The 25,387-nt window shown below is 70.0% G+C and carries 27 protein-coding genes and 1 tRNA gene; 16 read left to right on the top strand and 12 right to left on the bottom strand.

The window, feature by feature from the left end; translation table 11 throughout:
- Positions 1-34 precede the first annotated feature (34 nt).
- From ACIO52_RS30875 to ACIO52_RS30865, 3 genes are read right to left on the bottom strand one after another with little or no spacing between them, the layout of a single operon-like run.
- Positions 35-913 (bottom strand): branched-chain amino acid ABC transporter permease, encoded by an 879-nt coding sequence (locus tag ACIO52_RS30875; protein ID WP_218716873.1) that lies wholly within the window; start codon positions 911-913, stop codon positions 35-37.
- Entirely contained in the window at positions 910-1,710 is an 801-nt protein-coding gene (locus ACIO52_RS30870; protein ID WP_402648814.1) for an ABC transporter ATP-binding protein, read from the bottom strand. The genes ACIO52_RS30875 and ACIO52_RS30870 overlap by 4 nt, the downstream gene beginning before the upstream one ends.
- Positions 1,707-2,465, bottom strand: a complete 759-nt coding sequence (locus tag ACIO52_RS30865; RefSeq protein ID WP_402648811.1) for an ABC transporter ATP-binding protein — start codon at positions 2,463-2,465, stop codon at positions 1,707-1,709. Before ACIO52_RS30865 ends, ACIO52_RS30870 begins: the two co-directional genes overlap by 4 nt.
- Before the next feature lie 134 nt (positions 2,466-2,599).
- Here ACIO52_RS30865 and ACIO52_RS30860 point away from each other — a divergent pair, with 134 nt between their 5' ends.
- Together ACIO52_RS30860 and hisI are read left to right on the top strand one after the other, a co-directional pair.
- Complete coding sequence (locus tag ACIO52_RS30860; protein ID WP_218716871.1) at positions 2,600-3,922, top strand: CdaR family transcriptional regulator; 1,323 nt, start codon at positions 2,600-2,602, stop codon at positions 3,920-3,922.
- Positions 3,919-4,263: a phosphoribosyl-AMP cyclohydrolase gene (hisI, locus tag ACIO52_RS30855; protein WP_218716870.1), complete on the top strand. Its 345-nt coding sequence runs from the start codon at positions 3,919-3,921 to the stop codon at positions 4,261-4,263. Before ACIO52_RS30860 ends, hisI begins: the two co-directional genes overlap by 4 nt.
- On the opposite strand, the gene ACIO52_RS30850 is transcribed toward hisI, so the two are convergent.
- The 6 genes from ACIO52_RS30850 to ACIO52_RS30825 all read right to left on the bottom strand — a co-directional run bounded on the left by ACIO52_RS30850 (position 4,260) and on the right by ACIO52_RS30825 (position 9,381).
- On the bottom strand, positions 4,260-4,727 hold the full coding sequence (locus ACIO52_RS30850; protein ID WP_218716869.1) for a MarR family winged helix-turn-helix transcriptional regulator: 468 nt from the start codon (positions 4,725-4,727) through the stop codon (positions 4,260-4,262). The two genes, hisI and ACIO52_RS30850, sit on opposite strands and share 4 nt — an antisense overlap.
- A gap of 217 nt (positions 4,728-4,944) precedes the next feature.
- Positions 4,945-6,615 (bottom strand): methyltransferase, encoded by a 1,671-nt coding sequence (locus tag ACIO52_RS30845; protein ID WP_218716868.1) that lies wholly within the window; start codon positions 6,613-6,615, stop codon positions 4,945-4,947.
- Positions 6,616-6,629: 14 nt separating this feature from the next.
- Complete coding sequence (locus tag ACIO52_RS30840) at positions 6,630-7,808, bottom strand: 4-hydroxybenzoate 3-monooxygenase (protein WP_402648806.1); 1,179 nt, start codon at positions 7,806-7,808, stop codon at positions 6,630-6,632.
- A 77-nt stretch (positions 7,809-7,885) separates the two neighbouring features.
- A complete protein-coding gene (locus ACIO52_RS30835) occupies positions 7,886-8,455 on the bottom strand; it encodes a permease (RefSeq protein ID WP_218716867.1) in 570 nt (189 codons plus the stop codon).
- Positions 8,456-8,516: 61 nt separating this feature from the next.
- Complete coding sequence (locus ACIO52_RS30830; RefSeq protein WP_218716866.1) at positions 8,517-8,987, bottom strand: peroxiredoxin; 471 nt, start codon at positions 8,985-8,987, stop codon at positions 8,517-8,519.
- 118 nt (positions 8,988-9,105) lie between these two features.
- Positions 9,106-9,381, bottom strand: coding sequence for a hypothetical protein (locus ACIO52_RS30825; protein ID WP_218716865.1), 276 nt, complete (start codon positions 9,379-9,381; stop codon positions 9,106-9,108).
- 134 nt (positions 9,382-9,515) lie between these two features.
- Between ACIO52_RS30825 and ACIO52_RS30820 the strand changes: the two genes are divergently transcribed.
- The 11 genes from ACIO52_RS30820 (at position 9,516) to ACIO52_RS30770 (ending at position 20,932) form a co-directional block, all read left to right on the top strand.
- Positions 9,516-11,054: an anthranilate synthase component I gene (locus ACIO52_RS30820; protein WP_218716864.1), complete on the top strand. Its 1,539-nt coding sequence runs from the start codon at positions 9,516-9,518 to the stop codon at positions 11,052-11,054.
- On the top strand, positions 11,051-11,740 hold the full coding sequence (locus ACIO52_RS30815) for a TIGR02234 family membrane protein (RefSeq protein WP_218716863.1): 690 nt from the start codon (positions 11,051-11,053) through the stop codon (positions 11,738-11,740). Before ACIO52_RS30820 ends, ACIO52_RS30815 begins: the two co-directional genes overlap by 4 nt.
- Before the next feature lie 124 nt (positions 11,741-11,864).
- Complete coding sequence (gene trpC / locus ACIO52_RS30810; RefSeq protein WP_218716862.1) at positions 11,865-12,686, top strand: indole-3-glycerol phosphate synthase TrpC; 822 nt, start codon at positions 11,865-11,867, stop codon at positions 12,684-12,686.
- A complete protein-coding gene (gene trpB, locus ACIO52_RS30805) occupies positions 12,683-13,945 on the top strand; it encodes a tryptophan synthase subunit beta (protein WP_316574066.1) in 1,263 nt (420 codons plus the stop codon). Before trpC ends, trpB begins: the two co-directional genes overlap by 4 nt.
- Positions 13,942-14,754: a tryptophan synthase subunit alpha gene (gene trpA, locus ACIO52_RS30800; RefSeq protein WP_218716860.1), complete on the top strand. Its 813-nt coding sequence runs from the start codon at positions 13,942-13,944 to the stop codon at positions 14,752-14,754. Before trpB ends, trpA begins: the two co-directional genes overlap by 4 nt.
- A 191-nt stretch (positions 14,755-14,945) precedes the next feature.
- Complete coding sequence (gene lgt, locus ACIO52_RS30795) at positions 14,946-16,097, top strand: prolipoprotein diacylglyceryl transferase (RefSeq protein ID WP_402648800.1); 1,152 nt, start codon at positions 14,946-14,948, stop codon at positions 16,095-16,097.
- Positions 16,098-16,321: 224 nt separating this feature from the next.
- Positions 16,322-16,864 carry a TM2 domain-containing protein gene (locus ACIO52_RS30790; protein ID WP_342801716.1) on the top strand — a complete coding sequence of 181 codons (543 nt, stop codon included), beginning with the start codon at positions 16,322-16,324 and terminating at the stop codon, positions 16,862-16,864.
- 167 nt (positions 16,865-17,031) lie between these two features.
- The gene (locus tag ACIO52_RS30785) at positions 17,032-17,784 is read left to right on the top strand and encodes an amino acid ABC transporter substrate-binding protein (RefSeq protein ID WP_402648877.1); all 753 of its coding nucleotides are present in this window, start codon (positions 17,032-17,034) and stop codon (positions 17,782-17,784) included.
- A 3-nt stretch (positions 17,785-17,787) separates the two neighbouring features.
- The gene (locus tag ACIO52_RS30780; RefSeq protein WP_255587146.1) at positions 17,788-18,459 is read left to right on the top strand and encodes an amino acid ABC transporter permease; all 672 of its coding nucleotides are present in this window, start codon (positions 17,788-17,790) and stop codon (positions 18,457-18,459) included.
- 143 nt (positions 18,460-18,602) lie between these two features.
- Positions 18,603-20,021 (top strand): pyruvate kinase, encoded by a 1,419-nt coding sequence (gene pyk / locus ACIO52_RS30775; protein WP_218716857.1) that lies wholly within the window; start codon positions 18,603-18,605, stop codon positions 20,019-20,021.
- Between the two features lie 2 nt (positions 20,022-20,023).
- Positions 20,024-20,932 carry an acyl-CoA thioesterase II gene (locus ACIO52_RS30770; protein ID WP_308248381.1) on the top strand — a complete coding sequence of 303 codons (909 nt, stop codon included), beginning with the start codon at positions 20,024-20,026 and terminating at the stop codon, positions 20,930-20,932.
- Positions 20,933-20,939: 7 nt separating this feature from the next.
- Here the strand turns inward: ACIO52_RS30770 and ACIO52_RS30765 are convergent, their stop codons facing one another.
- The 3 genes from ACIO52_RS30765 to ACIO52_RS30755 all read right to left on the bottom strand — a co-directional run bounded on the left by ACIO52_RS30765 (position 20,940) and on the right by ACIO52_RS30755 (position 22,752).
- On the bottom strand, positions 20,940-21,308 hold the full coding sequence (locus ACIO52_RS30765; protein ID WP_308248380.1) for a hypothetical protein: 369 nt from the start codon (positions 21,306-21,308) through the stop codon (positions 20,940-20,942).
- A gap of 131 nt (positions 21,309-21,439) precedes the next feature.
- Positions 21,440-22,057 (bottom strand): low molecular weight phosphatase family protein, encoded by a 618-nt coding sequence (locus ACIO52_RS30760; protein WP_218716855.1) that lies wholly within the window; start codon positions 22,055-22,057, stop codon positions 21,440-21,442.
- A 185-nt stretch (positions 22,058-22,242) separates the two neighbouring features.
- A complete protein-coding gene (locus ACIO52_RS30755) occupies positions 22,243-22,752 on the bottom strand; it encodes a monooxygenase family protein (RefSeq protein WP_316574070.1) in 510 nt (169 codons plus the stop codon).
- 112 nt (positions 22,753-22,864) lie between these two features.
- Here ACIO52_RS30755 and ACIO52_RS30750 point away from each other — a divergent pair.
- From ACIO52_RS30750 to ACIO52_RS30740, 3 genes are all read left to right on the top strand, one after another.
- A tRNA-Leu gene (locus ACIO52_RS30750) sits at positions 22,865-22,951 on the top strand.
- A gap of 237 nt (positions 22,952-23,188) precedes the next feature.
- Complete coding sequence (locus ACIO52_RS30745) at positions 23,189-23,806, top strand: ANTAR domain-containing response regulator (RefSeq protein ID WP_218716853.1); 618 nt, start codon at positions 23,189-23,191, stop codon at positions 23,804-23,806.
- 272 nt (positions 23,807-24,078) lie between these two features.
- Positions 24,079-25,236: a branched-chain amino acid ABC transporter substrate-binding protein gene (locus ACIO52_RS30740; protein WP_218716852.1), complete on the top strand. Its 1,158-nt coding sequence runs from the start codon at positions 24,079-24,081 to the stop codon at positions 25,234-25,236.
- Positions 25,237-25,387 lie beyond the last annotated feature (151 nt).

The raw sequence follows: 25,387 nt of genomic DNA, 5'->3' as shown, positions 1-25,387 counted from the left end.
GAAGTCGTCGGCTTCGATACAGTCTTCAGCTCGCTCATACCCGTTCCACCGCCGCGTGTCCGAACAGACCTTGCGGGCGCAGCAGGAGCACGCCCAGGATGATCACCAGTGGCACACCGATCTTGAGTTCGGTGCCGATCGCGTCGACATAGGCGCCGGTGAGGGTCTCGGCGACGCCGACGATCAGGCCGCCCGCCACCGCGCCGCCGGGGGAGTCGAAGCCGCCCAGCGTGGCCGCCGCGAAGGCGTAGATGAGAACGCCGCCCATCATGTTGGGTTCGAGGAACAGCAGCGGCGCCGACAGCACCCCGGAGACCGCGCCGACCAGCGCCGCCAGCCCCCAGCCGAGCGCGAGCACGGTGCCGACCCGGATGCCGACCAGCCGGGCAGACTGCGGATGACAGGCCACCGCGCGCATGGCCAGGCCGATCCCGGTGAAGCGGAACAGCAGGTACAGCAGTCCCATCACCACCGCGACGACGGCGAGAATGCCGAGGCTGCCGTACCCGACGCTGACACCGGCGGTGCGCAGCGCACCGTCCGGGAACGGATTCGGGAACGACTTCACCTGGTAGGACCAGATCCAGCCCGCCACCGCGTGCACGGTGAAGAACAGGCCGACCGTGACGATCACCAGGGTGATCTCGGGCGCGCCCTCGACCGGACGGATGACCACCCGTTCGATGAGCATGCCCGCGACGAAGGAGATGGCCAGGGTCAGCGGCAGCGCCGCCCAGAAGGGCATGGTCTGGCTCAGTTGCCAGGCCAGGAACGCCGAGAACATGGCCAGCTCGCCCTGGGCGAAGTTGACGATTCCGGTGAACCGGTAGATGAGCACGAGTGCCAGGGCGAGACCGGCGTAGATCGCGCCCGCCGAGAGTCCCTCGACGAGCTGCTGGACGAAGTCGGTCACGGCCGCACCCGGATTCCGAGGTAGGAGCGGGTGACCTGGTCATCGGCCCTGATCTCGGCGGCCGTGCCGGACAACACGATGCGCCCGGACTCGAGCACATGGGCCCGATGGGCGATGCCGAGGGCCAGATGAGCGTTCTGCTCGACGACGATCACGGTGGTGCGTTCCTCTTCGTTGATGGTGTGCACGATCCCGAACAGCTCCTGGGTCACCAGCGGGGACAGGCCCAGCGAGGGCTCGTCGAGCAGCAGCACCCGGGGCCGCAGCATCAGCGCCCGGCCGATGGCGAGCATCTGCTGCTGGCCGCCCGACAGCCCGCCCGCCGGCTCGCGCCGCTTGTCGCGCAGGATCGGGAAGTAGTCGTAGATGCGGCGCAGGTCGGCCTCGGTGCCCGCGCGATCGCGGCGGGTGTAGGCGCCCAGACGCAGGTTCTCCTCGACCGTCAGCGGCGTGAAGGTGCCGCGGCCCTCGGGCACGTGGGCGACGCCGAGCCGGGCCATCGCCTCCGGGGCGCGCCCGGTCACCTCGGTGCCGTCCAGGCGCAGGGTGCCGCGCACCTTGACCATCCCGCACAGGGCCCGCAGCAGCGTCGTCTTGCCCGCGCCGTTGGGCCCGAGGATCGCGCACACCGCGCCCTGCGGCACCGAGAAGCTCACGCCGTGCAGGACTTTCGCCGCACCGTAACCGGCGTGCAGGTCGGTGACAGAAAGGAACTCGCTCGTGCCGGACCCCTTCGGGATGCTCGGGCGGCCTCCGTGGTCAGGCTCCGCTGCCGCCTCCGGCCGCTGACCGCTCATGCCGCCACGCCTAGATAGGCGCGGATGACGGCCGGATCCCGTTGCACCGCTTCGGGTTCGCCCTCGGCGATGACCTGACCGAACTCCAGGCACACCACCCGATCGCAGGTGCCCATGACGAACCCCATGTGGTGTTCGACCACGACGACGGTCAGGCCGAGATCGGCTTGCAGGGCGCGCAAGCGCTCGGCGAACTCGTCGACCTCGCCGTGGCTCAGACCGTTGACCGGCTCGTCCAGCAGCAACAGCCGGGGCCGGACCGCGAGCGCCCTGGCCAGTTCGATGCGCTTGAGGGTGCCGAACGGCAGGCCCGCCGCCGGATGGTCGGCCACCGCGGTCAGCTCGAGGCGGTCGAGCAGCTCGTCGGCTTCGGCGCGCAGCGCCCGTTCCTCGCGGCGGACCTTCGGCAGCTGTAAGCCCGCGGAGACGAAACCGGCGCGGGCGCGATGATGTGCGCCGACCAGGACGTTGTCGCGGACCGAGAGCCTGGGGAACAGGCCCAGGTTCTGGAAGGTCCGGGCGATCCCGAGTCCGGCCAGCGCGTCCGGCCGGACCGTGGACAGGTCGGTCTCGCGGTAGCGCAGGGTGCCCGACGTCGGCCGGTGGCGCCGGGTCAGACAGTTGAACAGAGTGGTCTTGCCCGCGCCGTTCGGTCCGATCAGGCCGACCATCTCCCCGGGAGCGACCGCGAACCCGACCTCCCGCAGCGCGGTGATGCCGCCGAAGCGCACCGTCAGGTTGGTTATCTCGAGCATGCGACGAACAGTAAGTTCGCAGGTCACGAGCCACATCGGACGTTGCGGACCAATTTCGGCGCACGCTCTCGTCCGCTGCGGACAGGGCGCCCGGCGGTTGACACCGGTAAATCGGACATGCAAACTCCCCGGACATGTCGGCTGGATCACATCTGCTCACCGCGTCGAACTCGGATCCGGTGCACGCCGAGCGCGCGCGGATCGTCGGATGCGCCTACGACCACGCCGACGACATCGCCGACGACGTGATGGCCAAGCTGCGCACCGAGCTGCCCGGCTACGGCACCGCCGACCCCGGCTTCCTCGCCGACGTGCACGACCAGCTGGCCCGGCTGAGCCGCACCGGGCTCGGCGCGCTGCTCGAACGCAAGCGGGTCACCCCGGCCGATGTCACCTACGCCCGGCAGGCCGCCGCCCGGCGGGCGCGCTCGGGCCTGCCGCTGGTCGACTACATCGCCGCGTTCCGGCTGGGACAGCGCGCCATCTGGAAATCGCTGCTCGCCCACGCCGGCGACACCGAGGCAGGCCGCGAGGCCGTGCTCTCGCTGGCCGGTCCGCTGGCCCGCTACACCGACCTGATCAGCACCCAGGCCACCGACGCCTACCTGGAGTTCCAGCAGTACGTGGCCGCCGAGTCCGGCCGCGACAGCCAGGCGCTGATGGACACGCTGCTCGACGGCACCCTGCCCGCGGGCGGCCCGCATCTGTCGGTGGCCACCGCGCACGGGATCGGCGCGGACCGCACCACCCCGCTGGTCGTGGTGACCGCCGTGGTGCTGGATGGTTCTGCGCGCGCCGATTCCGCCGATGGGCTCGGGGAGACAAGGCAATTGGTGTCCGCGGCCGCCGCGCGGGTCGGGGTCAACGGGTTGCGCACGCTGTCGGTGGTGCGCGGCGGCGAGATCGTCGCGATTCCCGCGCTCGGGCGCGACGGTTCGGCCGAGCAGCTGTGCCAACGACTGCGCGCGATGCGTGAGGACCTCGCCGCCGAGGGCATCGCGCTGGCGGTCGGGGTGAGCACCGCGGTCACCGAGGTCGCCCAGATCCCGCGTGCCTACCGGCAGGCCCAGGCCGCGCTCGCGCTGCTGCCCGAGGACGGCGGCGTGCTCGCGCTCCCGCAGCTGACGCCGTTCCGGTACCTGCTGCTGCGCGCCGACGACACCACCCGCCAGCTGGTCGACCCGCGCATCGGCGCCGCGCTGGCCGACGACCGCGCCCGCGGCGGCTCGCTGGCCGAGACCATCCGCGCCTTCGCCGCCGCCGACATGAACCTGCGCGAAGCCGCCGACACGCTGCGCATCCACCTCAACACCGCCAAGTACCGGCTCGGGCGGATCCAGGAGCTGACCGGCCGCAATGTGCGCAGCGTCAACGACCTGGTGGAACTGCTGGTGGCGATCGAGCTGCAGACCGGGCAGTCGGCGCGTTCCGGTACGGCTGTTATAAACGAGGCATGAGCCTCGATCCCGCCATCGCCGCACGCCTCAAGCGCAACGACGCGGGTCTGGTCGCCGCCGTCGCCCAGGAGAAGTCGACCGGTGACGTGCTGATGATGGCTTGGATGGACGACGAGGCGCTGGCCAGGACCATCGCGACCCGCAAGGGCACCTACTACTCGCGGTCGCGTCAGCAGTACTGGGTCAAGGGCGAGACCTCGGGCCACACCCAGTACGTGCACGAGGTGCGGCTCGACTGCGACGGCGACACGATCCTGCTGATCGTCGACCAGGAGGGCGCGGCCTGTCACACCGGCACGCACACCTGCTTCGACACCGACGTGCTGCTGGCCGCCGACTAGTCGCCGTCCTCGGCCAGGACACTGTTCAGCCGCGCCGACAGGGTTTCCCCGAGCTCGGCCAGCTGGGCGGTCTGCTCGGCGTCGAGTCCGTCGAGCACCAGCCGGCGCACGGCCTCGACGTAGCCCGGCGTGGCCGCGAGCACCTTCGCGAATCCGGCGTCGGTGAGCACCGCGTGCACCCCGCGCCTGCCCGCGGTGGAGTCGCGCCGGGCCCAGCCCAGCCGCTCCAGCTTCGACACCACATGCGACAGTCGCGATAGCGACGCATTTGCTTTGTGGGCGAGATCACTCAGCTGCAGGCGATGGCCCGCTTCCTCGGAGAGCAGGCTCAACACCCGGAACTCGAAATGGGTCAGCCCGGCCTCGCGCTGCAGCCGCGTATCGAGCGCACCCGGGATCCGGGCCATGAGCGCCACGATCGCCTGCCAGGCACGCTGTTCGACGGGGTCGAGCCACTGGGTCATCGCCGGCACTGTCTCGCGGCCGAACGACAGGGCGGGTGTACTGGGGCACGCACCGAACCGAGTTTGCCACGACGTCGCTGTGGCGTCCGCGAGTTGGCCGCGGTCGTGAGGTCACTCACAGCATCGCCGACCTCGTATCGCGAAAAGCCCGTCGCCCCAGCCGCTGTCGGGCCCGCGCGCACCGATGGTGCGGCCGGACCCGGCGCGGAGCGTCCGCTCAGTCGGCGTGGCGCGCGTGCAGCAGCGCGAACCCCAGCGGCAGCTCGTCGTGCCCGATCAGCTCGAGCCCGGCCGACTTCAGTACCGCGCGATAGTGGGTGACGGTGCGTTCGCGCCCGCCGACATTGCACAGCATGTGCAGGTCCCAGGCGGGCGCGAGGGACCGGGACCCGTCCTCGGGCAGCAGCCGTTCCACGATGTAGAGCCGGGCGTGCTCGGACATCGCCGCGGCGCACCCGCGCAGGATCGCGCGGCAGTCCGCGTCGTCCCAGTCGTGCAGGACCCGCGACAACAGATAGATGTCACCGCCGGTCGGCACCTCGGCGGTGAAGAAGTCCCCGCCCACCAATTCGCAGCGCGACAGGCAGCCCGCCGCCGCCAAGGTCGTCCGCGCGCGCGGCAGGGTGGACTCGCGCTCGAACAGGATGCCGCGCAGCTGTGGGTTCGCCGCGACCACGCGTGCCAGCAATTCGCCGGTGCCGCCGCCGACGTCGACCACCGTGCGCGCGGTGGCGGTCCCGACGAGCCCGGCGACCTGGCCGAAGATCGACGCGCTCGCCGCCATGGCCCGATCGAACAGGCTCGCACGCTCCGGGTCGGCCCGGAAATACTCGAAATGGTGCCTGCCGAAGTGGTGGTCGAAGGCCGTCCGGCCGGTCCGCACGGCGTAGCCGAGTTCGCCGAACGACTCGTAGAACGCGCCGCCGTAGAGACACGCCAGCGGATGCAGCGACGGCTGGGCGCCGGCGGCGAGCAGCCTGCCGGTCTCGGTGAGCGTGTAGCCCGCGCCGAGCGGCTCGACGATCTCGAGCTGGGCCAGGTAGCGCAACAGCCGGGTGAGCGCGTCGAAGTCGGTCCCGGTCGCGGCGGCGAGCTCGCCGAGCGGTCCGCCCGGCGTCTCGGCGAGCCGGTCGGCGATGCCGGACCCGGCGGTGACGGCCAGCGCCTGGGTCGCCCAGGCACCGGTGAGCAACCCGAGCAGCCGCGTCGCGGGATCGGCGGATTCGCTCGTGTGCCGGGCGAGTTCGCGGGGATGCGCACCGGCGACATACAGCTCCACCCGCCGGTCGGTCCGCGCGCCCGGCCTGCGGAAATAGAAGCTGGTGGCGTCCTCGCGGTCGTTGTAGCCACCGTGGTCGGGGCGCAGCCCGCCCGGCCCGGTGAGCAGCGCGCGCAGCCCGGCCAGGGTCAGGGGGTCGACGGGCCCGGTGGCCAGCGCGATGTGGGCCTCGTGCGCCTCGGCGCGCTCGAGGTCGGCCACCTCGGCGGGCGCGGCGGGCAGCGCGAAGATCTCGAGCGCGCAGGGTGTGCCGTCGGCGGCGGGGAGCGCCGCGCGCACGATCCGCACCGGCACCCGCTGGGGGTCGAGGCCGTGGCGGGCCGCCACCCGCTGCCGGACCACGACGCTGGGCTCGTTCGAGTCGATCGTGAGGCCGTGCGTCGCGAGCAGGTCGTCGAGGGCGGCGAGGTCGGGCGGGAACACCATGACCGCGGCGTGCGCGAACCGGCAGCGATCGGCGATCGCCCCGCGTTCGGCCTCGCTGAGCCGGGGCAGCAGCCGGGCGAGCACGCTGTCGGTGTCATGGGTTCCGACGAACCGCGCGGCCGCGGCCACGCGGTCGTCATCGAGCGGGTCGATCCGGGATTGCACTGCCGGCGAGCGGGTCACGCGTCCTCCTGGATTCAGATACCGACGTAGTTCTCCGCGAAGAAGTCCTGATGGGGTCGTGAGGTGGCCAGGCTGTGCAGCCGGGCCTGCTGGAGCTCGCGATCGAAGCCCGCGTGCGGACCGGTGGGCGGATGCAGCAGGCCGATCATCCAGTGCGAGAACTCGTGCGCGCGCCGGATGCGTGGGACGCAGTCGGCCGAGTGCCGCCGCAGGGCGGACTCGTCGCCGTGATCGACCGCGGCGATCAGGGCCGCGGCGAGCGAGCGCGCGGTGAGGATGGCCAGGTTGGCGCCCTTGGCCGCGGCCGGGCTGATCGTGGAGGCCGCGTCGCCCGCCAGGAACAGCCGGCCCTGCTGGATCGGGTCGAGGATCTCCGACCGCAACCGGACCAGTCCGCGCTCGAGGATCGGGCCCGTGCGCAACGGTCCGTACCGGTCGGCGCGCAGCCGGGTCGACAGCGCGCTCCAGACTCGGTCCTCGCTCCAGCGCAGGGCGTCCTCGTCGGCGCACTGCAAGTAGTAGCGGGTCACCTCGGGGCTGCGTGGCATCTGGCCCGCGAAGCCGTCGGGGTGGACGCCGTAGGCGACGGTGTCGGTCGTCGGCGGGGCCTGAGCCAGTAGCGCGAGCCAGGTGATGGCGTAGTCGCGGGTGGAGCGCGGGCCGCGCACGGCGCGGCGGGCCGCGCCGCGCGCGCCGTCGCATCCGACCAGGTAGCGCGCGGTGATCCGGTGACTCTCGCCGTCCGCGGTGCGGGCCAGCACCCACGGCCGCTCGCCGGGTTCGTCCCCGATCCGTTCGGCGGTGGTCGCGCACCGCAGCTCGCCGCCGCGTCGCAGGTACTCGGCGACCAGATCGGTGACCAGCCGCTGCTGGGGGTAGACGGTGTGCACCTCGCCCCGCCCGAGCTCGTCGTAGGACAGCTCGATCCGGCCGTCGCCGCTGCGGAACTCGCAGCTGTGGTGCGTGCGGCCGCCGGTGCGCAAGCCGGTGTCGAGTCCGTGCTCGGCCAGCACCGCGACACCGGCGGGAGCCAGGAAACCGGCACGGGCGCGCTGCTCGATGTGCGCGCGGTCGCGCCGTTCCAGGATCAGCACATCGATCCCGGCCGCGCGCAGGATGTTGCCGAGGACGAGGCCGGCCGGACCGGCGCCGAGCACGAGGACCGAGGTCGACTCGCTGCTCCCGATCGGCATGGGAACGGAGCTTAGGTCACCGCGGCGGCGCCGGGCGTCCGCCGCGGTGGCGTGTTGCTGGGATTATTCGGGAAAAGCTATTGCTCGCCGGGGATCGGCGCGGTCGGAGCGGGCGCGGTGTCGGCGGCTTTGGCGGCCTTGCGCCGGGTGAGGCCGCGCTTGCCCATCAGGGCGAGCACCAGCAGGAAGATCAACCCCGCCACGATCGCGCCGACCAGGCAGGCGCCGCGGAAGGCGGGTGCGTCGACGTCGAGGATGCGCTGACCCGCGTGCGCCGCGTTGTTGCCGCCGAGCACGATCGTGAGCGTCATCAGGTTGGGCACCGCCAGCAGCAGCGCGATGATCACCGAGGCGCCCGCGATGAACTTGCCGCCCTTGCGTTTCCACACGCGCACCGCCAGCAGCACCAGCAGCAGCGGAGCGAGGGTGAACACCAGGCCGTAGACCAGGCCCCACCAGATGCCCTGGGTGAAGCTGCCGTGTACAACGCTCGCCAGGCGCTGCGCCCACCAGCGGGGGATGAACGACGACAGGATGAGATAGGCGATCACCAGGACGACGGCCGTGGCGACCGTGATGATCGCCCGGTTGCGCCACACGGTCGCCGTGGACTTCTGACCGTTCGACTGCACCTCGCCGGTTGTCATCTCCCCAGCGTAGAGGCGGCCGGGACGCCGGACGCCGATCCGGCGCCCGGCGTTTCGCCGGTTACTCCGCGGCGGTGGCGCGGGTCCGCAGGAAGGCCAGCGCCTCGTCGGCGTGCACGGCGGCGCGGAGTTCGCCGGTGACGACCTTCAGGATGGTCCGGTCGGTGTCGATGACGAAGGTGTGCCGCTTGACCGGGGCCAGCTTGCCCAGCAGCCCGCGCTTGACGCCGAAGGCCGCGGCCACCGCGCCGTCGGCGTCGGAGAGCACCGGGTAGTCCAGTCGCTGCTTGGTGGCGAATCCGGCCTGCACCTCGGTGCTGTCGGTGCTGATGCCGGCGCAGGAGGCGCCGATGGCGGCGAACTCCGCGCTCAGATCGCGGAAGTGGCAGGCCTCGGCCGTACACACGGGGGTATTGGCCGCCGGGTAGAAGAACAGCACGAGTGGACCGTCGGCGAGCAAGCCGTCGAGCGTGCGGAGCTGGGCGGACTGATCGGGGAGCTCGAACTGCGGAGCGCGCTGGCCTGGCTGCATGATGCGACCCTATCGACCGGGCCGGGTGTACGGAAGATCCCCGCACGCTGACGCGAACGGGGACCATGTCCCGATCGACCGGCACCGCCCCCGACGGACCGCACCCGTCGAACGGTGCCTAGCGCTTGAGCAGGGCCGCGATCTCCGGGTTGCGGATCTCCATCACGTCGAGGATGCCGTGCACGCGCAGCATCGGCTCGAGCTGCCGGATCCGGTCGCGGTGTGCCGCGTACTCGTCCGGATAGGTCTTCTCGTCCAGATCCTGCATCTCTTTGGCGTAGGTGACGAACGACGTGAGCGCGCTCGCCGCGGACAGCTGGCCGGGACCGTAGTGCTGCTGCGACGGGGCGGCGAGTCGGCCGTCCTGAGCGCCCTGGTGCGAGGGGTACAACATTGCTCCTCTCGGAAAGGGGGGATACCGCATGCGACATGGAACGCGCGCGAGTGTAGTGATGCCGATCACCCCTTGTCGCATCCCGGGGTCGGGTCAGCGCACAGGTGTCGCGACCCGCCTGGGATGATGGGGAAATGCAGGGCGCGTCGACATCAACCACCACGACCCGTGACCAGTTCCGGGTGCTCGCCGCCGAGCACCGGGTGGTCCCGGTGACCCGAAAGGTGCTGGCGGACTCCGAGACTCCGCTCTCGGCCTACCGCAAGCTGGCCGACGACCGGCCGGGCACCTTCCTGTTCGAGTCCGCCGAGAACGGTCGCTCGTGGTCGCGCTGGTCGTTCATCGGCGCGGGCAGTCCGTCGGCGCTGACCGTCGTCGACGGCGAGGCCGCCTGGCTCGGCACCGTCCCCGCCGACGCGCCCTCGGGCGGTGATCCGCTGCGCGCGCTGCACGAGACCCTCGAACTGCTGCGCACCGAACGGCTGCCCGGTCTGCCGCCGCTGACCGGCGGCCTGGTCGGCTACCTCGGCTACGACGCCGTGCGCCGGATCGAACGGCTGCCCGAGCTGGCCACCGACGATCTGCAACTGCCCGAACTGGTGCTGATGCTGGCCACCGACCTGGCCGCGTTCGACCACCACGAGGGCGCGATCACCCTCATCGCCAACGCGGTGAACTGGAACGGCACCGACGAGAACGCCGACGCCGCCTACGACGACGCCGTCGCCCGGCTGGACCGGATGACCGCCGCGCTGGCCGCGCCGGCGCCGTCGACCGTGTCGGTCTTCGACCGGCCCGAGCCGGAGTACCTGCGCAGGCGCACCACCGAGGAGTTCGGCGTGGGCGTGCGCCGCCTGATCAAGGAGATCGAGGCGGGCGAGGCGTTCCAGGTGGTGCTCTCGCAGCGCTTCGAGATGGACTACACCGGCTCGCCGCTGGCGGTCTACCGGATGCTGCGGGCGTCGAACCCGAGCCCGTACATGTACCTGATGCACATCCCCGACGGCGACGGCGGCACCGCGTTCTCCATCGTCGGCTCCAGTCCCGAATCGCTGGTCACCGTGAAGGACGGCGTCGCCACGACGCACCCGATCGCGGGCACCCGGTGGCGCGGGCAGAGCGCCGAGGACGACATCCTGCTGGAGAAGGATCTGCTGGCCGACGACAAGGAGAACGCCGAGCACCTGATGCTCGTCGATCTGGGCCGCAACGATCTGGGCCGGGTCTGCCGCCCCGGCACGGTGCGGGTCACCCAGTACCGGCACGTCGAGCGCTACAGCCACGTCATGCACCTGGTCTCGACGGTGTCCGGCCGGCTCGCCGAGGGCAAGATCGCGCTCGACGCGGTGCAGGCCTGTTTCCCGGCGGGCACGCTGTCCGGCGCGCCGAAGGTGCGGGCGATGGAGCTCATCGAGGAACTCGAACCGACCCGGCGCGGCGTCTACGGCGGCGTCGTCGGCTACCTCGACTTCGCCGGGGACGCCGACACCGCCATCGCCATCCGCACCGCGCTGCTCAAGGACGGCACCGCCTACGTACAGGCCGGCGCGGGCGTGGTCGCCGACTCCGACCCGGTTTACGAGGACACCGAGGCCCGCAACAAGGCGATGGCGGTGCTCAAGGCGATCGCGGCCGCGCAGACCCTGCGGACCTACGAGGACGGCGGCTCGTGACCGACGCGCCCGCCGACACCGCGAAAGCGGCCAAGCCCATCGTCCCGGTGGCGCTGCTGGCGCTGGCGGCGGCCGGGCTCTGGGCCTCGTCGCGGATGACCTGGGTGACGGTGCACTCCGCCGACGGGCTCACCGAACCGCGCACCGACGAGCTCGACGGCGCCACCTGGTTCGGTGCGCTCACCCCGCTGGCACTGGTCCTGGTCGCCTCGATCGCCGCGGTGTTCGCGGTGAAGGGGGCGCTGCGGCAGTTGCTCGGCGTGGTGGTCGCGGTCGTCGCCGCGGTGGCGGCGGTGCCCGGGTTCGCGCTGGTCGTGGGGGAGGGCCGGACCGCGGAGCGGGCGGGCACCCTGGCCGAGCTGCCGGTGCGCGCGGTCGTCAGCGGCGCCGACGCGCATATCGGGCCCGCGCTGCTGTCGATCGTGGCCGCGGTGCTGGCACTGATCGCGGGGGTGCTGCTGACCCGCCGCGGCGACGGCAGTGGGCAGCTGTCCGGCAAGTACGACAACCCCGTGTTCCGCCGGGCCGACGCCAGCGCGGAGGTGAGCAAGCAGCGCGAGGAGACCGGCGCCGCCGCGCCGCTGTCGGACCGGGTGCTGTGGGACGCGCTCGACGCGGGCACCGATCCCACCGACACCGCCGAGGGGCCGGACGGCGACGACAAGTCGCCCGGCCGCGCACCGTGACCCCCGGCACCCCCGCCGCAGTGACACGCGCGGCAGCCATTTATTGTTGTCAAGCATCGGTGAGACAGCGCCTGAGGGGACTCTCAGGTGAGAAGTTCGTCTCCCCAGAAAGGATTCGAGCCAGATGACGGTACTCGACTCGATTCTCGACGGGGTTCGGGCGGATGTTGCCGCTCGCGAAGCCCTCCTCGATTTTCAGGCGATCAAAGCCGCAGCGGCCGCCGCCAAGGCGCCGCTGAACGCGAACGCCGCGTTGCACGAGGACGGGATCGGTGTCATCGCCGAGGTGAAGCGTGCCAGCCCCTCCAAGGGCGCGCTGGCCGACATCCCCGATCCGGCCGTCCTGGCCAAGGCCTACGAAGACGGCGGCGCGCGCATCATCAGCGTGCTCACCGAGGGCAGGCGTTTCGGTGGTTCGCTCGACGATCTCGATGCCGTCCGCGCCGCCGTGAACATCCCGGTCCTGCGCAAGGACTTCGTCGTCGGCCCGTACCAGATCCACGAGGCCCGGGCCCACGGCGCCGATGTGATCCTGCTGATCGTGGCCGCGCTCGAGCAGGACGTGCTGTCCTCGCTGATCGACCGCACCGAATCACTGGGCATGACCGCTCTCGTGGAGGTACACACCGAGGAAGAGGCCGATCGCGCGCTGGAAGCGGGCGCGTCGGTGATCGGTGTCAACGCTCGCAACCTCAAGACCCTGGAGGTCGACCGCGACGTGTTCGCGCGGATCGCTCCCGGCCTGCCCTCGGAGGTCATCCGGGTGGCCGAGTCCGGCATCCGCGGCACCGCCGACCTGCTGGCCTACGCCGGCGCGGGCGCCGACGCGGTGCTCGTCGGCGAGGGCCTGGTGACCAGCGGTAACCCGCGCGCCGCGGTGTCGGAGCTGGTGACCGCCGGTACCCATCCGTCCTGCCCGAAGCCGGCCCGGCGGAGCATCCGGTGACCGCGCTGCCCCAGGCCAGTGCGGGCGTCGCCCAGCACAGCGACTACGAGCCCGACGCGGGCGGCCACTTCGGCGTCTACGGCGGACGGCACGTCCCCGAGGCGCTGATGGCGGTGATCGAGGAGGTCACCGCCGAGTACGACAAGGTCCGCTCCGACCACACCTTCCTCGACGAGCTCGATCGGCTGCAGCGCGACTACACCGGCCGTCCGTCGCCGGTGTTCGAGTGCGCCAACCTGGCCCAGCACGCCGGGGGCGCGCGGATCTTCCTCAAGCGCGAGGACCTCAACCACACCGGCTCGCACAAGATCAACAACGTGCTCGGCCAGGCGTTGCTCGCCAAGCGGATGGGCAAGACCCGCGTCATCGCCGAGACCGGCGCGGGCCAGCACGGCGTGGCCACCGCCACCGCGTGCGCGCTGCTCGGCCTGAACTGCGTCATCTACATGGGCGCCGTCGACACCGCCCGCCAGGCCCTGAACGTGGCCAGGATGCGGCTGCTCGGCGCCGAGGTCGTCTCGGTGACCACCGGTTCGCAGACCCTCAAGGACGCCATCAACGAGGCGCTGCGCGACTGGGTCTCCCACGCCGACGACACCTACTACTGCTTCGGCACCGCCGCGGGGCCGCACCCGTTCCCGCTGATGGTGCGCGATTTCCAGCGCATCATCGGGATCGAGGCGCGCCAGCAGATCACCGAGCGCGTCGGCAGGCTGCCCGACGCGGTCGTGGCCTGCGTCGGCGGCGGCTCCAACGCCATCGGCATCTTCCACGCCTTCATCCCCGACGCGGGTGTGCGGCTGATCGGCTACGAGGCGGCCGGCGACGGCGTCGAGACCGGCAGGCACGCGGCCACCTTCACCGGCGGCACCCCGGGCGCGTTCCAGGGCGCGTACTCGTACCTGCTCCAGGACGAGGACGGCCAGACCATCGAGTCGCATTCGATCTCGGCCGGTCTGGACTATCCGGGCGTCGGCCCCGAGCACGCCCACCTCAAGGACATCGGCCGCGCGGAATACGCGCCGATCACCGACACCGAGGCGATGGACGCGCTGCTGCTGCTGTCGCGCTCGGAGGGCATCATCCCGGCGATCGAGTCCGCGCACGCCGTGGCCGGTGCGCTGAAGCTCGGCAAGGAGCTCGGCGAAGGCGCGATCATCCTGGTCAACCTGTCCGGCCGCGGCGACAAGGACATGGACACCGCGGGCCACTGGTTCGGCCTGTTCGACGACGACGCCGCCGAGGAGAACGCCCAGTGAGTCAGCAGTCCCGCCTGGCCAACACCTTCGCGGCCGCGCGTGCCGAGAACCGGGCCGCCCTGATCGGCTACCTGCCGGCGGGTTACCCCGATCTGGCCGGGTCCATCGAGGTCTGCCGGGCCATGGTCGAATCCGGTTGCGACATCGTCGAAGTGGGCGTCGCCTACTCCGATCCGGTGATGGACGGACCCACCATCCAGGCCGCCGCCGAGCAGGCGCTGCGCGGTGGCGTGCGGGTGCGCGACGTGTTCTCCGTCGTCGAGGCGATCACCGACGCCGGTGGTCAAGCCGTGGTGATGAGCTACTGGAACCCGGTGCTCCGGTACGGCGTCGACAAGTTCTCGCGCGACCTGGCCGCGGCAGGCGGCGCGGGCATCATCACGCCGAACCTGATTCCGGACGAGGCCGACGACTGGTTCATCGCCTCGGCCACCCACAACCTGGATCGCATCTTCCTGGTCGCGCCGTCCTCGACCGAGGAACGCCTGGTGAAGACGCTCGAGGCCTCGCGCGGATTCATCTACGCCGCCTCGACCATGGGCGTGACCGGTGCCCGCGACGTGGTCTCCTCGGCCGCGCCCGCGCTGTGCGCCCGCATCCGCGCGCACTCCGACATCCCGATCGGGGTCGGCCTGGGTGTGCGTTCGGGGGCCCAGGCCGCCGAGATCGCCGCCTACGCGGACGGCGTGATCGTCGGATCGGCGCTGGTCTCGGCCGCCGCCGAGGGCCTGGACGCGGTGCGCGCCCTGACCAGCGAGCTCGCCGACGGCGTGCGGTCCCGCCTCTCCGCGACTTCTGGCCAGATCTAGGCGCGGGGTCGGACGGCCACGCGGCCGGCGGTCAGGCGGGAGCCGGCGCAGCCCGTCCCCGGTGAGTTATCCAAGTCCTTGCGCAACTGTGTTGTGCTCGGTCGTATCCGGGTCCGGCGCGGTGGCCTTGTCATGTCGACGACCACCGCCGTCAGGGTCACAGTCACTCGCCGGTACGGCACTGAACTAACGTGGGGGCCGTGAACTCAGTCCTGGCCTACCTTCCGAGTCCGCCGCAGGGTGTCTGGCACCTCGGACCCTTCCCGCTTCGGGCGTACGCGCTGTTCATCATCCTCGGCATCGTCGTCGCCATCTGGTGGGGCGAGCGCCGGTGGCAACAGCGCGGCGGTCAGCAGGGCGCGGTCCTCGATGTCGCGATGTTCGCGGTGCCGTTCGGCCTGGTCGGCGGCCGGCTCTACCACGTGGCCACCGATTGGCAGAAGTACTTCGGCCCCGGCAAGCACCCGATCGAGGCGCTCTACATCTGGCAGGGCGGCCTCGGCATCTGGGGCGCGGTGTTCCTCGGCGGCATCGGCGCCTGGATCGGCTGCCGCGTCTACAAGATCCCGCTGCCCGCGCTCGGTGACGCCATCGCGCCCGCCGTGCTGCTCGCGCAGGCGATCGGCCGCCTCGGCAACTACTTCAACCAGGAGCTCTACGGCCGCACCACCGAGGTGCCGTGGGGTCTCGAGATCTACGAGCGGTTCGACCCGGAGACCGGTGCGCGGGACATGATGAACGGGGTCTCGACCGGGCGGGTGCTCGAGGTCGTGCACCCGACGTTCCTGTACGAGCTCGTGTGGAACGTGCTGGTCGTCGTGCTGCTGGTGCAACTGGACAAGCGTTTCAAGATCGGCCACGGCCGCCTGTTCGCGCTCTACGTGGCCGGCTACAGCTTCGGCCGCTTCTTCGTCGAGCTGATGCGCAACGACGAGGCCACCCACATCCTCGGCATCCGGATCAACTCGTTCACCGCCGCACTGGTCTTCCTCGGCGCCATGGCCTACTTCGCGCTGGCGACCAAGGGCCGTGAGACACCCGCGCAGTTGCAGCCCGGTGGCGAGCCGCGGCCGTGGCCGTGGCAGTTCTCGGCGCTGCGGGCCGCGGGCGCGGCCGACAACGCCGCCGTCGAGCTCGACAAGTCCACTGCCGCAACGGCTTCGGCCGAGGCGAAGGCCGCTGACGTGGAGACCACCGACGCGGAGGAATCGAAGGACGCGGCGGCCGGCACTGCCTCGGACACCGCCGAGCCGGCGCCGGACAAGGTCGAATCGGACACCGCCGCCGCCGGCGAGCAGACAGACACCGCCGAGCCACAGCAGTCGGGCGCGAAGAAGGCCTGATCAGCGACCTCTCGTACGAAGTGAACGGGCGTCCGGCAACATTCCGGGCGCCCGTCGCGATACTGCCTACGAGTGCTGCGGACCGTTCGTGTGGTACCCGAGGAGACAACGGCCGGTCCTTATGACCACAATGGCCGGTGATCGTCGCGGGCGCACCGCCGTTCGGCCGATCGCCACTGGCCGGGGGCCACGACGGGTACCCGCACGAATGATGGAGGACATGAGTGACCGACCCCTACAACCCCAATCCCCAGTACGGTCCCGACCTGAGTAAGCAGCCCGACTCCGGCGCCCAGCCGCAGTACGGTCAGCCTGCCTACGGCCAGCCCTCGGATCCGTACGCGCAGCAGCCCGGCTACGGGCAGCAGCCGCAGCCGGGATACGGCCAGCCGCAGTACGGTCAGCCGCAGCCGCAGTACGGCCAGCCCGCCGACCCGTACGCCCAGCCGCAGCCCGCCTACGGCGCCGCGCCCTACGGCGGCATGCCGCAGGGCTACAACCCGGCCGATCCGGAAGCGCCGTACGGCCGCGACATGTACGGTGTCCCGTTCTCGGACAAGCAGAAGCTGATGGCCGGTCTGCTCGAGATCTTCCTCGGCAGCTTCGGCGTCGGTCGTTTCTACCTGGGCTACACCGGTCTGGGCATCGCCCAGATCGCCGTGGTCTGGCTGACCTGTGGCATCGGCGCCATCTGGCCGCTGATCGACGGCATCATGATGCTCACCGGCAAGGTGCCCGACGCGCAGGGCCGTCCGCTGCGCGACTGATCGCTACGCACCAGAAACGGGTACTCCGCGTCCGCGGAGTACCCGTTTCGTGTTTCCCGGCCGGGATTGCGCTCACCGTGAGCGATACTCTGTGTCGGTCCAGCGCGGCGCCGTAGCGTCGCTTGGCCTGCGCGTGCCCGATGCGCGCAGCGGAGAAAGGGATGTCCGTGCGCAAACTGCTTGCCGCCGCCGTGCTCGCCGTCGTCGCCGCGACGGGTCTGTCGGCCTGTTCGTCCGACGCCGACCCGAACGTGCTGAAAGTCGGCACCGAGGGCACCTACGCGCCGTTCAGCTATCAGGACAACGGCACCCTCACCGGTTACGACGTCGAGGTCGCCCAGGCGATCGGTGAGAAGCTCGGCAAGCGGGTCGAATTCGTGCAGACGCCTTGGGACTCGATCTTCGCCGGGCTGGAGTCCCAGCGCTTCGACCTGGTCGCCAACCAGGTGACCGTCAATCCCGAACGCACCGCCAAGTACTCGCTGTCGCAGCCGTACACGACGTCGGAGGGCGTGATCGTCACCAAGTCCGACAACACCACCATCACCTCGCTGGCGGACCTGCCGGGCAAGACCACCGCGCAGTCGGCCACCAGCAACTGGGGCAAGGTCGCCGCGGGCGCCGGCGCGAAAGTCGAAGCGGTCGAAGGGTTCGTGCAGGCGGTACAGCTGCTGAAGGCGGGCCGCGTCGACGCGACCGTCAACGACACCCTCGCCGTGGGTGAGTACACCAAGAAGACCGGCGACACCGGCATCAAGATCGCGGGCAAGACCGGCGAGACCAGCAAGCAGGCCTTCGCCGCCCGCAAGGACGACGCCGCCCTGATCGCCGACATCGACAAGGCGCTCGAACAGCTGCGCGCCGACGGCACGCTGACCAGGCTGTCGGAGAAGTACTTCGGCACCGACGTCAGCAAATAGCGGATGGATCCCGCGACCAGGGAGCTGATCTGGCACAACCTGTGGCCGATGCTGAAGGCCACGGTGACCGCGACGCTGCCGTTGACGGCGATCAGTTTCGTCATCGGGCTGGCGATCGCGGTCGGTGTCGCGCTGGCCAGGATGTCGTCGAAGCGGGCGCTGTCGCTGCCCGCCCGCTTCTACATCTCGATCATCCGTGGTACCCCGCTGCTGGTGCAGCTGTTCATCGTGTTCTACGCGCTGCCGCAGTTCGACATCGTCATCGATCCGTTCCCGGCCGCGGTGATCGCGTTCAGCCTCAATGTCGGCGGCTACGCCGCGGAGGTGGTGCGCTCGGCGATCATGAGCGTCGCGCCGGGGCAGTGGGAGGCGGCCGAGTCGCTGGGCATGACCTACCCGCAGACACTCTGGTACGTGGTGTTCCCGCAGGCGTCCCGGATCGCGGTGCCGCCGTTGTCGAACACGCTCATCTCGCTGGTCAAGGACACCTCGCTGGCCTCGACCATCCTGGTCACCGAACTACTGCGCACCGCGCAGCTGGCGGCCGCGCCGACCTTCGACTTCTTCGCCCTCTACGGCGTCGCGGCTCTCTACTACTGGGTGATCTGCCTCATCCTGGGCTTCGGCCAGAGCCGCCTGGAGACCAGGCTGTCCAGGCACGTCGCCGTTCGGTGACAAACGATTTCGTGAACACCGGGGTAACTCGCCGGGAACGCCACGCCCTGCTCCGCCGATATCCGGCGGTCCGGTCGGCCAGGGGGCTTACACCCCCGACCGGCGAAGTACGCGGGGAGGCGGGGGAGTACTAGGCTTGCCGTGTGATGCGACGGACGAAGATTGTGTGCACCCTCGGACCGGCTACGGCCACCCAGGACCGTATTCGGGAACTCGTCGAAAGCGGCATGGACGTCGCCCGGCTGAACTTCAGCCACGGCGAGCACGCCGACCACGCCGACAACTACAAGATGGTCCGCGCGGCCTCGGACGAGACCGGCCGCGCGGTCGGCATCCTCGCCGACCTACAGGGCCCCAAGATCCGCCTCGGCCGGTTCACCGACGGCCGTACCACCTGGGCCAACGGCGAACAGGTGCGGATCACCGTCGACGATGTCGACGGCACCCACGACCGCGTCTCCACCACCTACAAGCAGCTCGCCCAGGACGCCAAGGCCGGTGACCGCCTGCTCGTCGACGACGGCAAGGTCGGCCTGACGGTCGAGAGCATCGACGGCAACGATGTCGTCTGCCGGGTCACCGAGGGCGGCCCCGTGAGCAACAACAAGGGCCTGTCGCTGCCCGGCATGGACGTGTCGGTCCCCGCCCTGTCCGAGAAGGACATCGAAGACCTCGAATTCGCCCTGAAACTGGGCGTGGACTTCATCGCGCTGTCGTTCGTGCGCTCACCGTCCGACATCGAACTCGTGCACGACATCATGGACAAGGTCGGCCGCCGGGTGCCGGTCATCGCCAAGCTGGAGAAGCCGGAGGCGATCGACAACCTCGAGGCCATCGTGCTGGCCTTCGACGCGGTGATGGTCGCCCGTGGTGATCTGGGTGTCGAACTGCCGCTCGAGCAGGTGCCGCTGGTACAGAAGCGGGCCATCCAGATGGCGCGCGAGAACGCCAAGCCGGTCATCGTCGCGACCCAGATGCTGGAGTCGATGATCGAGAACTCCCGCCCGACCCGTGCCGAGGCCTCCGACGTCGCCAACGCGGTGCTCGACGGTGCCGACGCGGTGATGCTCTCCGGCGAGACCTCGGTCGGCGCCTGGCCGATCGACGCGGTGCGCACCATGAGCCGCATCGTCACCGCGGTGGAGTCCGAGACGAACCGGGTCCCTCCGCTGACCCACGTTCCCCGTACCAAGCGCGGCGTGATCTCCTACGCGGCCCGCGACATCGGCGAGCGGCTCAACGCCAAGGCGCTGGTGGCCTTCACCCAGTCCGGTGACACCGTGCGCCGCCTGGCCCGGCTGCACACCCCGCTGCCGCTGCTGGCGTTCACCCCGCTGCCGGAGGTGCGCAGCCAGCTGACACTGACCTGGGGCACCGAGACCTTCATCGTGCCGATGGTGGACAGCACCGACGCGATGATCCATCAGGTCGACCAGGCGCTGCTGTCGATGGATCGGTACCGCAAGGGCGACCTGGTGGTCATCGTCGCCGGTTCCCCGCCGGGTACCGTCGGTTCCACCAACCTGATCCACGTTCATCGCATCGGCGAGGAGGACCACTAGTCGTGAGTAGTTCGGCAGGCGGATCGATCGAGGCCGCGACCGTGCAGGGCGAGCCGTCACCCGATCTGCGGGTGCTGCTCGACCTGCTCGACCTCGAACCGATCGGCGAGGACGTCTTCCTCGGCAACCATCCCGAGAAGGTGTGGAGCCGCACCTTCGGCGGGCAGCTGGTGTCGCAGGCGATCGTCGCTGCCGGACGCACCGCCGGGGAGCGGCCGCTGCACGCGATCAACGCGCACTTCGTGCGCGGCGGCGACGTGAAGAAGCCGATCGAATACCACGTGCAGCGGCACCGCGACGGCCGCGCGCTCGCGAACCGGACGGTGACCGCCAGCCAGGACGGCCAGGAGCTGTTCGTCATGCTGGCGGCCTTCCAGGACTGGGGCAAGGGTCTCGAGCACTCCCACGAGGGTCCCCAGGTGCCCGATCCGGAGACACTGCCCCGGATCGAGGAGAGCTTCGCCGGCTTCGAGGACAAGCTGGAGATGTTCATCAACGCGCCGCACCCGATCGACATGCGCTACACCAACGATCCGGCGTGGATTCTCAAGGGCACCGGCGAGAAGCTCAACCACAACCGCGTGTGGATGCGCACCGACGGCGCGCTGTCCGACGATCCGCTGCTGCACGTGGCCGCGCTCGGCTATTCCTCCGACACCACGGTGCTGGATTCGATCATCACCACGCACGGTTTGTCGTGGGGACTGGACCGGATTCTCGCGGCGACGGTGAATCACTCGATCTGGTTCCATCGCCCGTTCCGCTTCGACGACTGGACGCTGTACGCGACCGAATCGCCGGTGGCCGCCGGCTCGCGCGGACTGGCGACGGGCCGGTTCTATTCGCGCAGTGGCGAACTGCTCGCCACCACCGTCCAGGAAGGCGTCATCCGGCACTTCCCGGCCCGCTGAGCGAGGGTCAGCGCCGCTCGACGTCGAGTTCCCATTCGAGGTCGGTGCGCTGATCCGCGCGCAGCGCGAACGGGACGGCCTGGGTGGCCGCGCCGTACACCGCCAGGGCAAGTCCGTGCTCGAGGTCGGCGATGTCGGCATCGGTGAGATCGGCCGGCTCGCCGACCAGGCTCAGCGCGATCTCGAACGTTGCTTCGCCTTCCGGCTCGGCGCCGGGATGCGTTCGGCGCCACTGTGATTCGAGTTCTCGATGGAGTGGATCGGCGGCGTCGACGGGCAGGGTGAAGCGCCAGGCGAAGACCTCGCGGTCCTGGAGATGGTCGTCGAGAACCGTCCGCACACTGGTGACGATGCGGTCGAGGATTTCCGGGGTCACATACACATGGAGCGAAACATCCGAAATGCGTTTCGGCAAGTCTCCAGTCCTGTCGTGTGTCGAACCTGCAAGGGGAACTTCCACGTCCGCCGAAGTCTAGACCGTCGACGGCCCGGCGAACAGCCTTGCGTTCAGCGTCCGCGCTGCGCGGCCAGAAATGCCGAGAGCGGCCGGGCCGGGGCGGGCTCGATGACCAGCCCGGGCCGCGCGTCCGCGCTGACCTGGTCCTGTTCGTGCGGCGCCAGCGCGGCCAGCAGCGGGAACAGCAGTTCGGCGATCCGGTCGCCGACCTCGAGGAACGCCTCGGGGGACAGCCCGATCGGGTCGGCGATGTTCTCCCGGCCGACATAGGCCAGGTCGTTACGGGCCCGGTGCAGGGCGGCAATGGATTTCGCGCCGGTGACCTTGGCGATCCGATGCGCCTCGGCCAGGGTGAAGGTGCGCGGCGCGACCCCGAAGGCCAGCTCACCGACCTGGTCGCGCAGCGATTCGGTCATCGTCAGCACCAGATCGGCGCGATCGACCATCTCGGGCTTGAGCTTTCGGGCCTTGAATCCGCTGGGGTCGCCGCCGAGGCCTGCCACGGTCTCCGCGGCCAGCGGTTCGGGCGGAAATCCGACCAGGGCCCGGGTGCCCGCGCTCTCCGCCGTCAGGCCGGTCAGGCCGTTGTCCGCCGCGAACGCCCGGGTGAGCCGTTCGGCGATCACCGACCGGCAGACATTGGAGTTGCAGACGAACAGCACGTGCATACCGACACCGTAATCGGGTCGATTGTCGCGCAGAAGGCTGGAATTGTAACCATCACAGACGCGGTGCTACTTATTCACCTCGCGGTTGAATGCTGTACATGAATCGCAATGCGCAAATCTGTTGTGTGTGACCGTGATACCCGCGAGATAGGGGTTGGAAACCTCTCGATGATATGTGTCGACGATCACTCCTTCGCGTCATAATAATTCGATTCGGTAATAACCGGCGGCACGGCGGGCGGGTCGCCGTGCACCCGGCCCCGGGTGGAGAACATCCGGCCGCGCGCGGGGACGGCGGGCGCGAACGCGGCCAGGCCGGTCGGCCTGGTCATGTCGTCGTAGACGGCGTCGATGCCGCCGCGGCGGAAGTAGGCCTCGTGCCAGAAGCCGGTGCCGCCGGAGTCGCGCAGGAATTCCCGCCACCACTGCCGGTGCGGGTCCGAGCGCGTCCAGCGCTCGAGCGAATCCAGATCGCGCCAGTACTGCCGGGCGCCCCAGTGCGGCGGCAGCATCGACCAGACCACGTCTTCGTGCAGGATCAGGCCGTCGGGGCGGTCGGCGTGGGAGCGGTAGAGCTTGGGGCCGACGCCGAGCAGGCGCAGCATCCCGCGCGGGGTGCGCACCCGCATCCCGAGCAGGATCATCACCAGGTCGGGGTAGGCGTCCAGATCGACCGTCATCCTGTTCACCCGCATGTCCGCGCCCTTCTGCCGTGCCCGCTCTGCCGGTACTACGACGTGGGCGTGCGTGCGGTTCGACCGGCGGTTCGCTTCCCGGCGCGCCGAGACGCTATAGTGACCGCGGTGCGCCGGGTTGGCGGAACTGGCAGACGCGACGGTCTCAAAAACCGTTGTCCGAAAGGACGTGTGGGTTCGAGTCCCACACTCGGCACCACGGCGGAAGCGCGGCATCGGCCGCGCTCCGCGGGGGAGTATCGGTCGCGGGGTGTGCGCGATGTCTCCGCGCTTGCGTTCACCGGCGGTTTCCGACCGCTCAATGCATTCTGTGCGGAAGCGAAAGGTACTCTTTACATCACTCGGTCACCCACGACGGGTTTTTCGGCCGGCTCGCCCGGTGCCGTCGTCTGTCGTGGTGTGATCGACAGGCATCGGAATCCAGAGGGGTCGAACCATGAGCACGAATGCAGGGGGCGCTGGCGCCACGCGTGAGGCCGCGGCCAAGCGTGTCGTCGTCGCCGAGGACGAGGCCCTCATCCGGATGGATCTCGTGGAGATGCTCAAGGAAGAGGGCTACGAGGTAGTCGGTGAAGCGGGCGACGGGCAGCAGGCCGTCGAGCTCGCCGAGGAGCTGCGCCCCGATCTGGTGATCATGGACGTCAAGATGCCGCGCCGCGACGGAATCGACGCCGCCGCCGAGATCGCGTCGAAACGTGTTGCGCCCGTGGTGATCCTGACCGCGTTCAGTCAGCGCGACCTGGTCGAGCGGGCCCGCGACGCGGGCGCCATGGCGTATCTGGTCAAGCCGTTCACCAAATCCGATCTGGTGCCCGCGATCGAACTCGCGGCGAGCCGTTTCCACGAAATCACCGCGCTGGAAACAGAAGTCGCGAATCTGTCGGATCGTTTGGAGACGCGCAAACTGGTCGAGCGTGCCAAGGGTGTGCTCATGCAGACCCAGGGACTGTCGGAGCCGCAGGCGTTCAAATGGATTCAGCGCACCGCGATGGACCGCCGCACGACCATGAAGGCGGTCGCCGAAGTCGTGCTGGAGAACCTCACCCCGCAGTGAGCTGGAACGCGCCGCTCCGTGTCTCGCGTCGAAAGCCGAAAAACTTTACGTAAGCGAAACAATAATGTGAACTACGACTGGACACGGAGCGTCCGACATGATGCGAATGTGATGCGGATCTAACAAACCGGCGATATGTTCTGTCCGGGCTGAACGTGGTCGGCCCCCTCGGTGACCCCGGGGAGCACAGGACATAGAGGTGAGACGTGCTCAGTTCGACATGGCGCAGTCGTTCGACGCGAGGAGTTCTGGTAATCGGAGCTGCCGCGTCGTTGGTGTTGTCCGGATGCAGCGACAAGTCGTCCGACGGCGGCGGTGGCGGCAACACCGATCTCTCCATCCAGCCGGTCGTCCAGCTCGACACCCAGGGCAAGGCTGTCGCGGCGACCGACGCGGGCACGGCCGCCGACCCCGCGGGCGACGGCAAGGCCAAGTGCGCGCCCCAGACCATCGCGATGGCGGGCCCGCTGACCGGTGGCAACGCCGCGCTCGGCATCAATATCATCGACGGCGTCAAGCTCGCCCTCGACAAGCACAACAAAGCCAACCCGGACTGTCAGGTCTCGGTCAAGCAGTTCGACACCGAGGGTAAGCCGCAGATCGCGAGCCAGGTGATCCCGACGATCGTCAGCGATCCCAGCATCGTGGCGCTGGTCGGCCCGACCTTCTCGGGCGAGACCAAGGCGACCGGCCAGATCCTCAGCGAGGCGGGCATGCCCACGCTGACCGCCTCGGCCACCAACCCGACGCTGACCCAGAACGGCTGGAAGACCTTCTTCCGCGGCCTGGGCAACGACAACTCGCAGGGCCCGGCCGTCGCGAACTACCTGACCGGCGAGAAGGGCTACAAGAAGATCTGCGTCGTGCAGGACAACACCGACTACGGTGCCGGTCTGGCGCAGGCGTTCATCACCGCCGCGGGCCCGGCCGCCGACGCCTCCTGCGCGGTCAGCGTCAAGGAAGGTGACAAGGACTTCTCGGCCGCGGTGTCGAAGCTGTCCGCCGCCAAGCCCGACGCGATCTTCTATGCCGGCTACTACGCGGAGGCGGCGCCGTTCGTGCAGCAGCTGCGTTCCGGCGGCGTGACCGCGACCTTCGTCTCCGCCGACGGCAGCAACGACCCCGAGTTCGTGCGGCAGGCGGGCAGTTCGTCCAAGGACGCGCTGCTGTCGTGCCCGTGCAGCCCGGCGCCGGAGAAGTTCGCGACCGAGTACAAGGCGCTCAACGGCCAGGCGCCCGGCGTCTACTCCGTCGAGGGCTACGACCTGACCACGATCCTGCTCAAGGGCATCGACTCGGGCAAGCTGACCCGCGCCGAGCTCCTGGACTACGTCCGTAACTACGACGGCACCGGCGTCGCCCGCCAGTACAAGTGGGGCGAGACCGGCGAGCTGGCCAACATCCAGATCTGGATGTACCAGGTCAAGTAGTCCCCACGAAAGCGTGTAGCGGTGGGGGGGGGGGGGGGGGCCCCCCCCCCCCCCCCCCCCGCCGCGGGCCCCCCCCCCCCCCCCGGGGCCCCCGGGGGGGGGGCGGGGGGGCGGGGGGGGGGCGGTGGAAGCCGACGGCGGGGGGCGGGAC

Origin of the sequence: Nocardia sp. NPDC087230, assembly GCF_044744725.1 — a bacterium.
GTDB classification, from domain to species: domain Bacteria; phylum Actinomycetota; class Actinomycetes; order Mycobacteriales; family Mycobacteriaceae; genus Nocardia; species Nocardia canadensis.
Note: the sequence above shows the minus strand (reverse complement) of the source record. Positions and strands in the feature narration are given on the sequence as shown.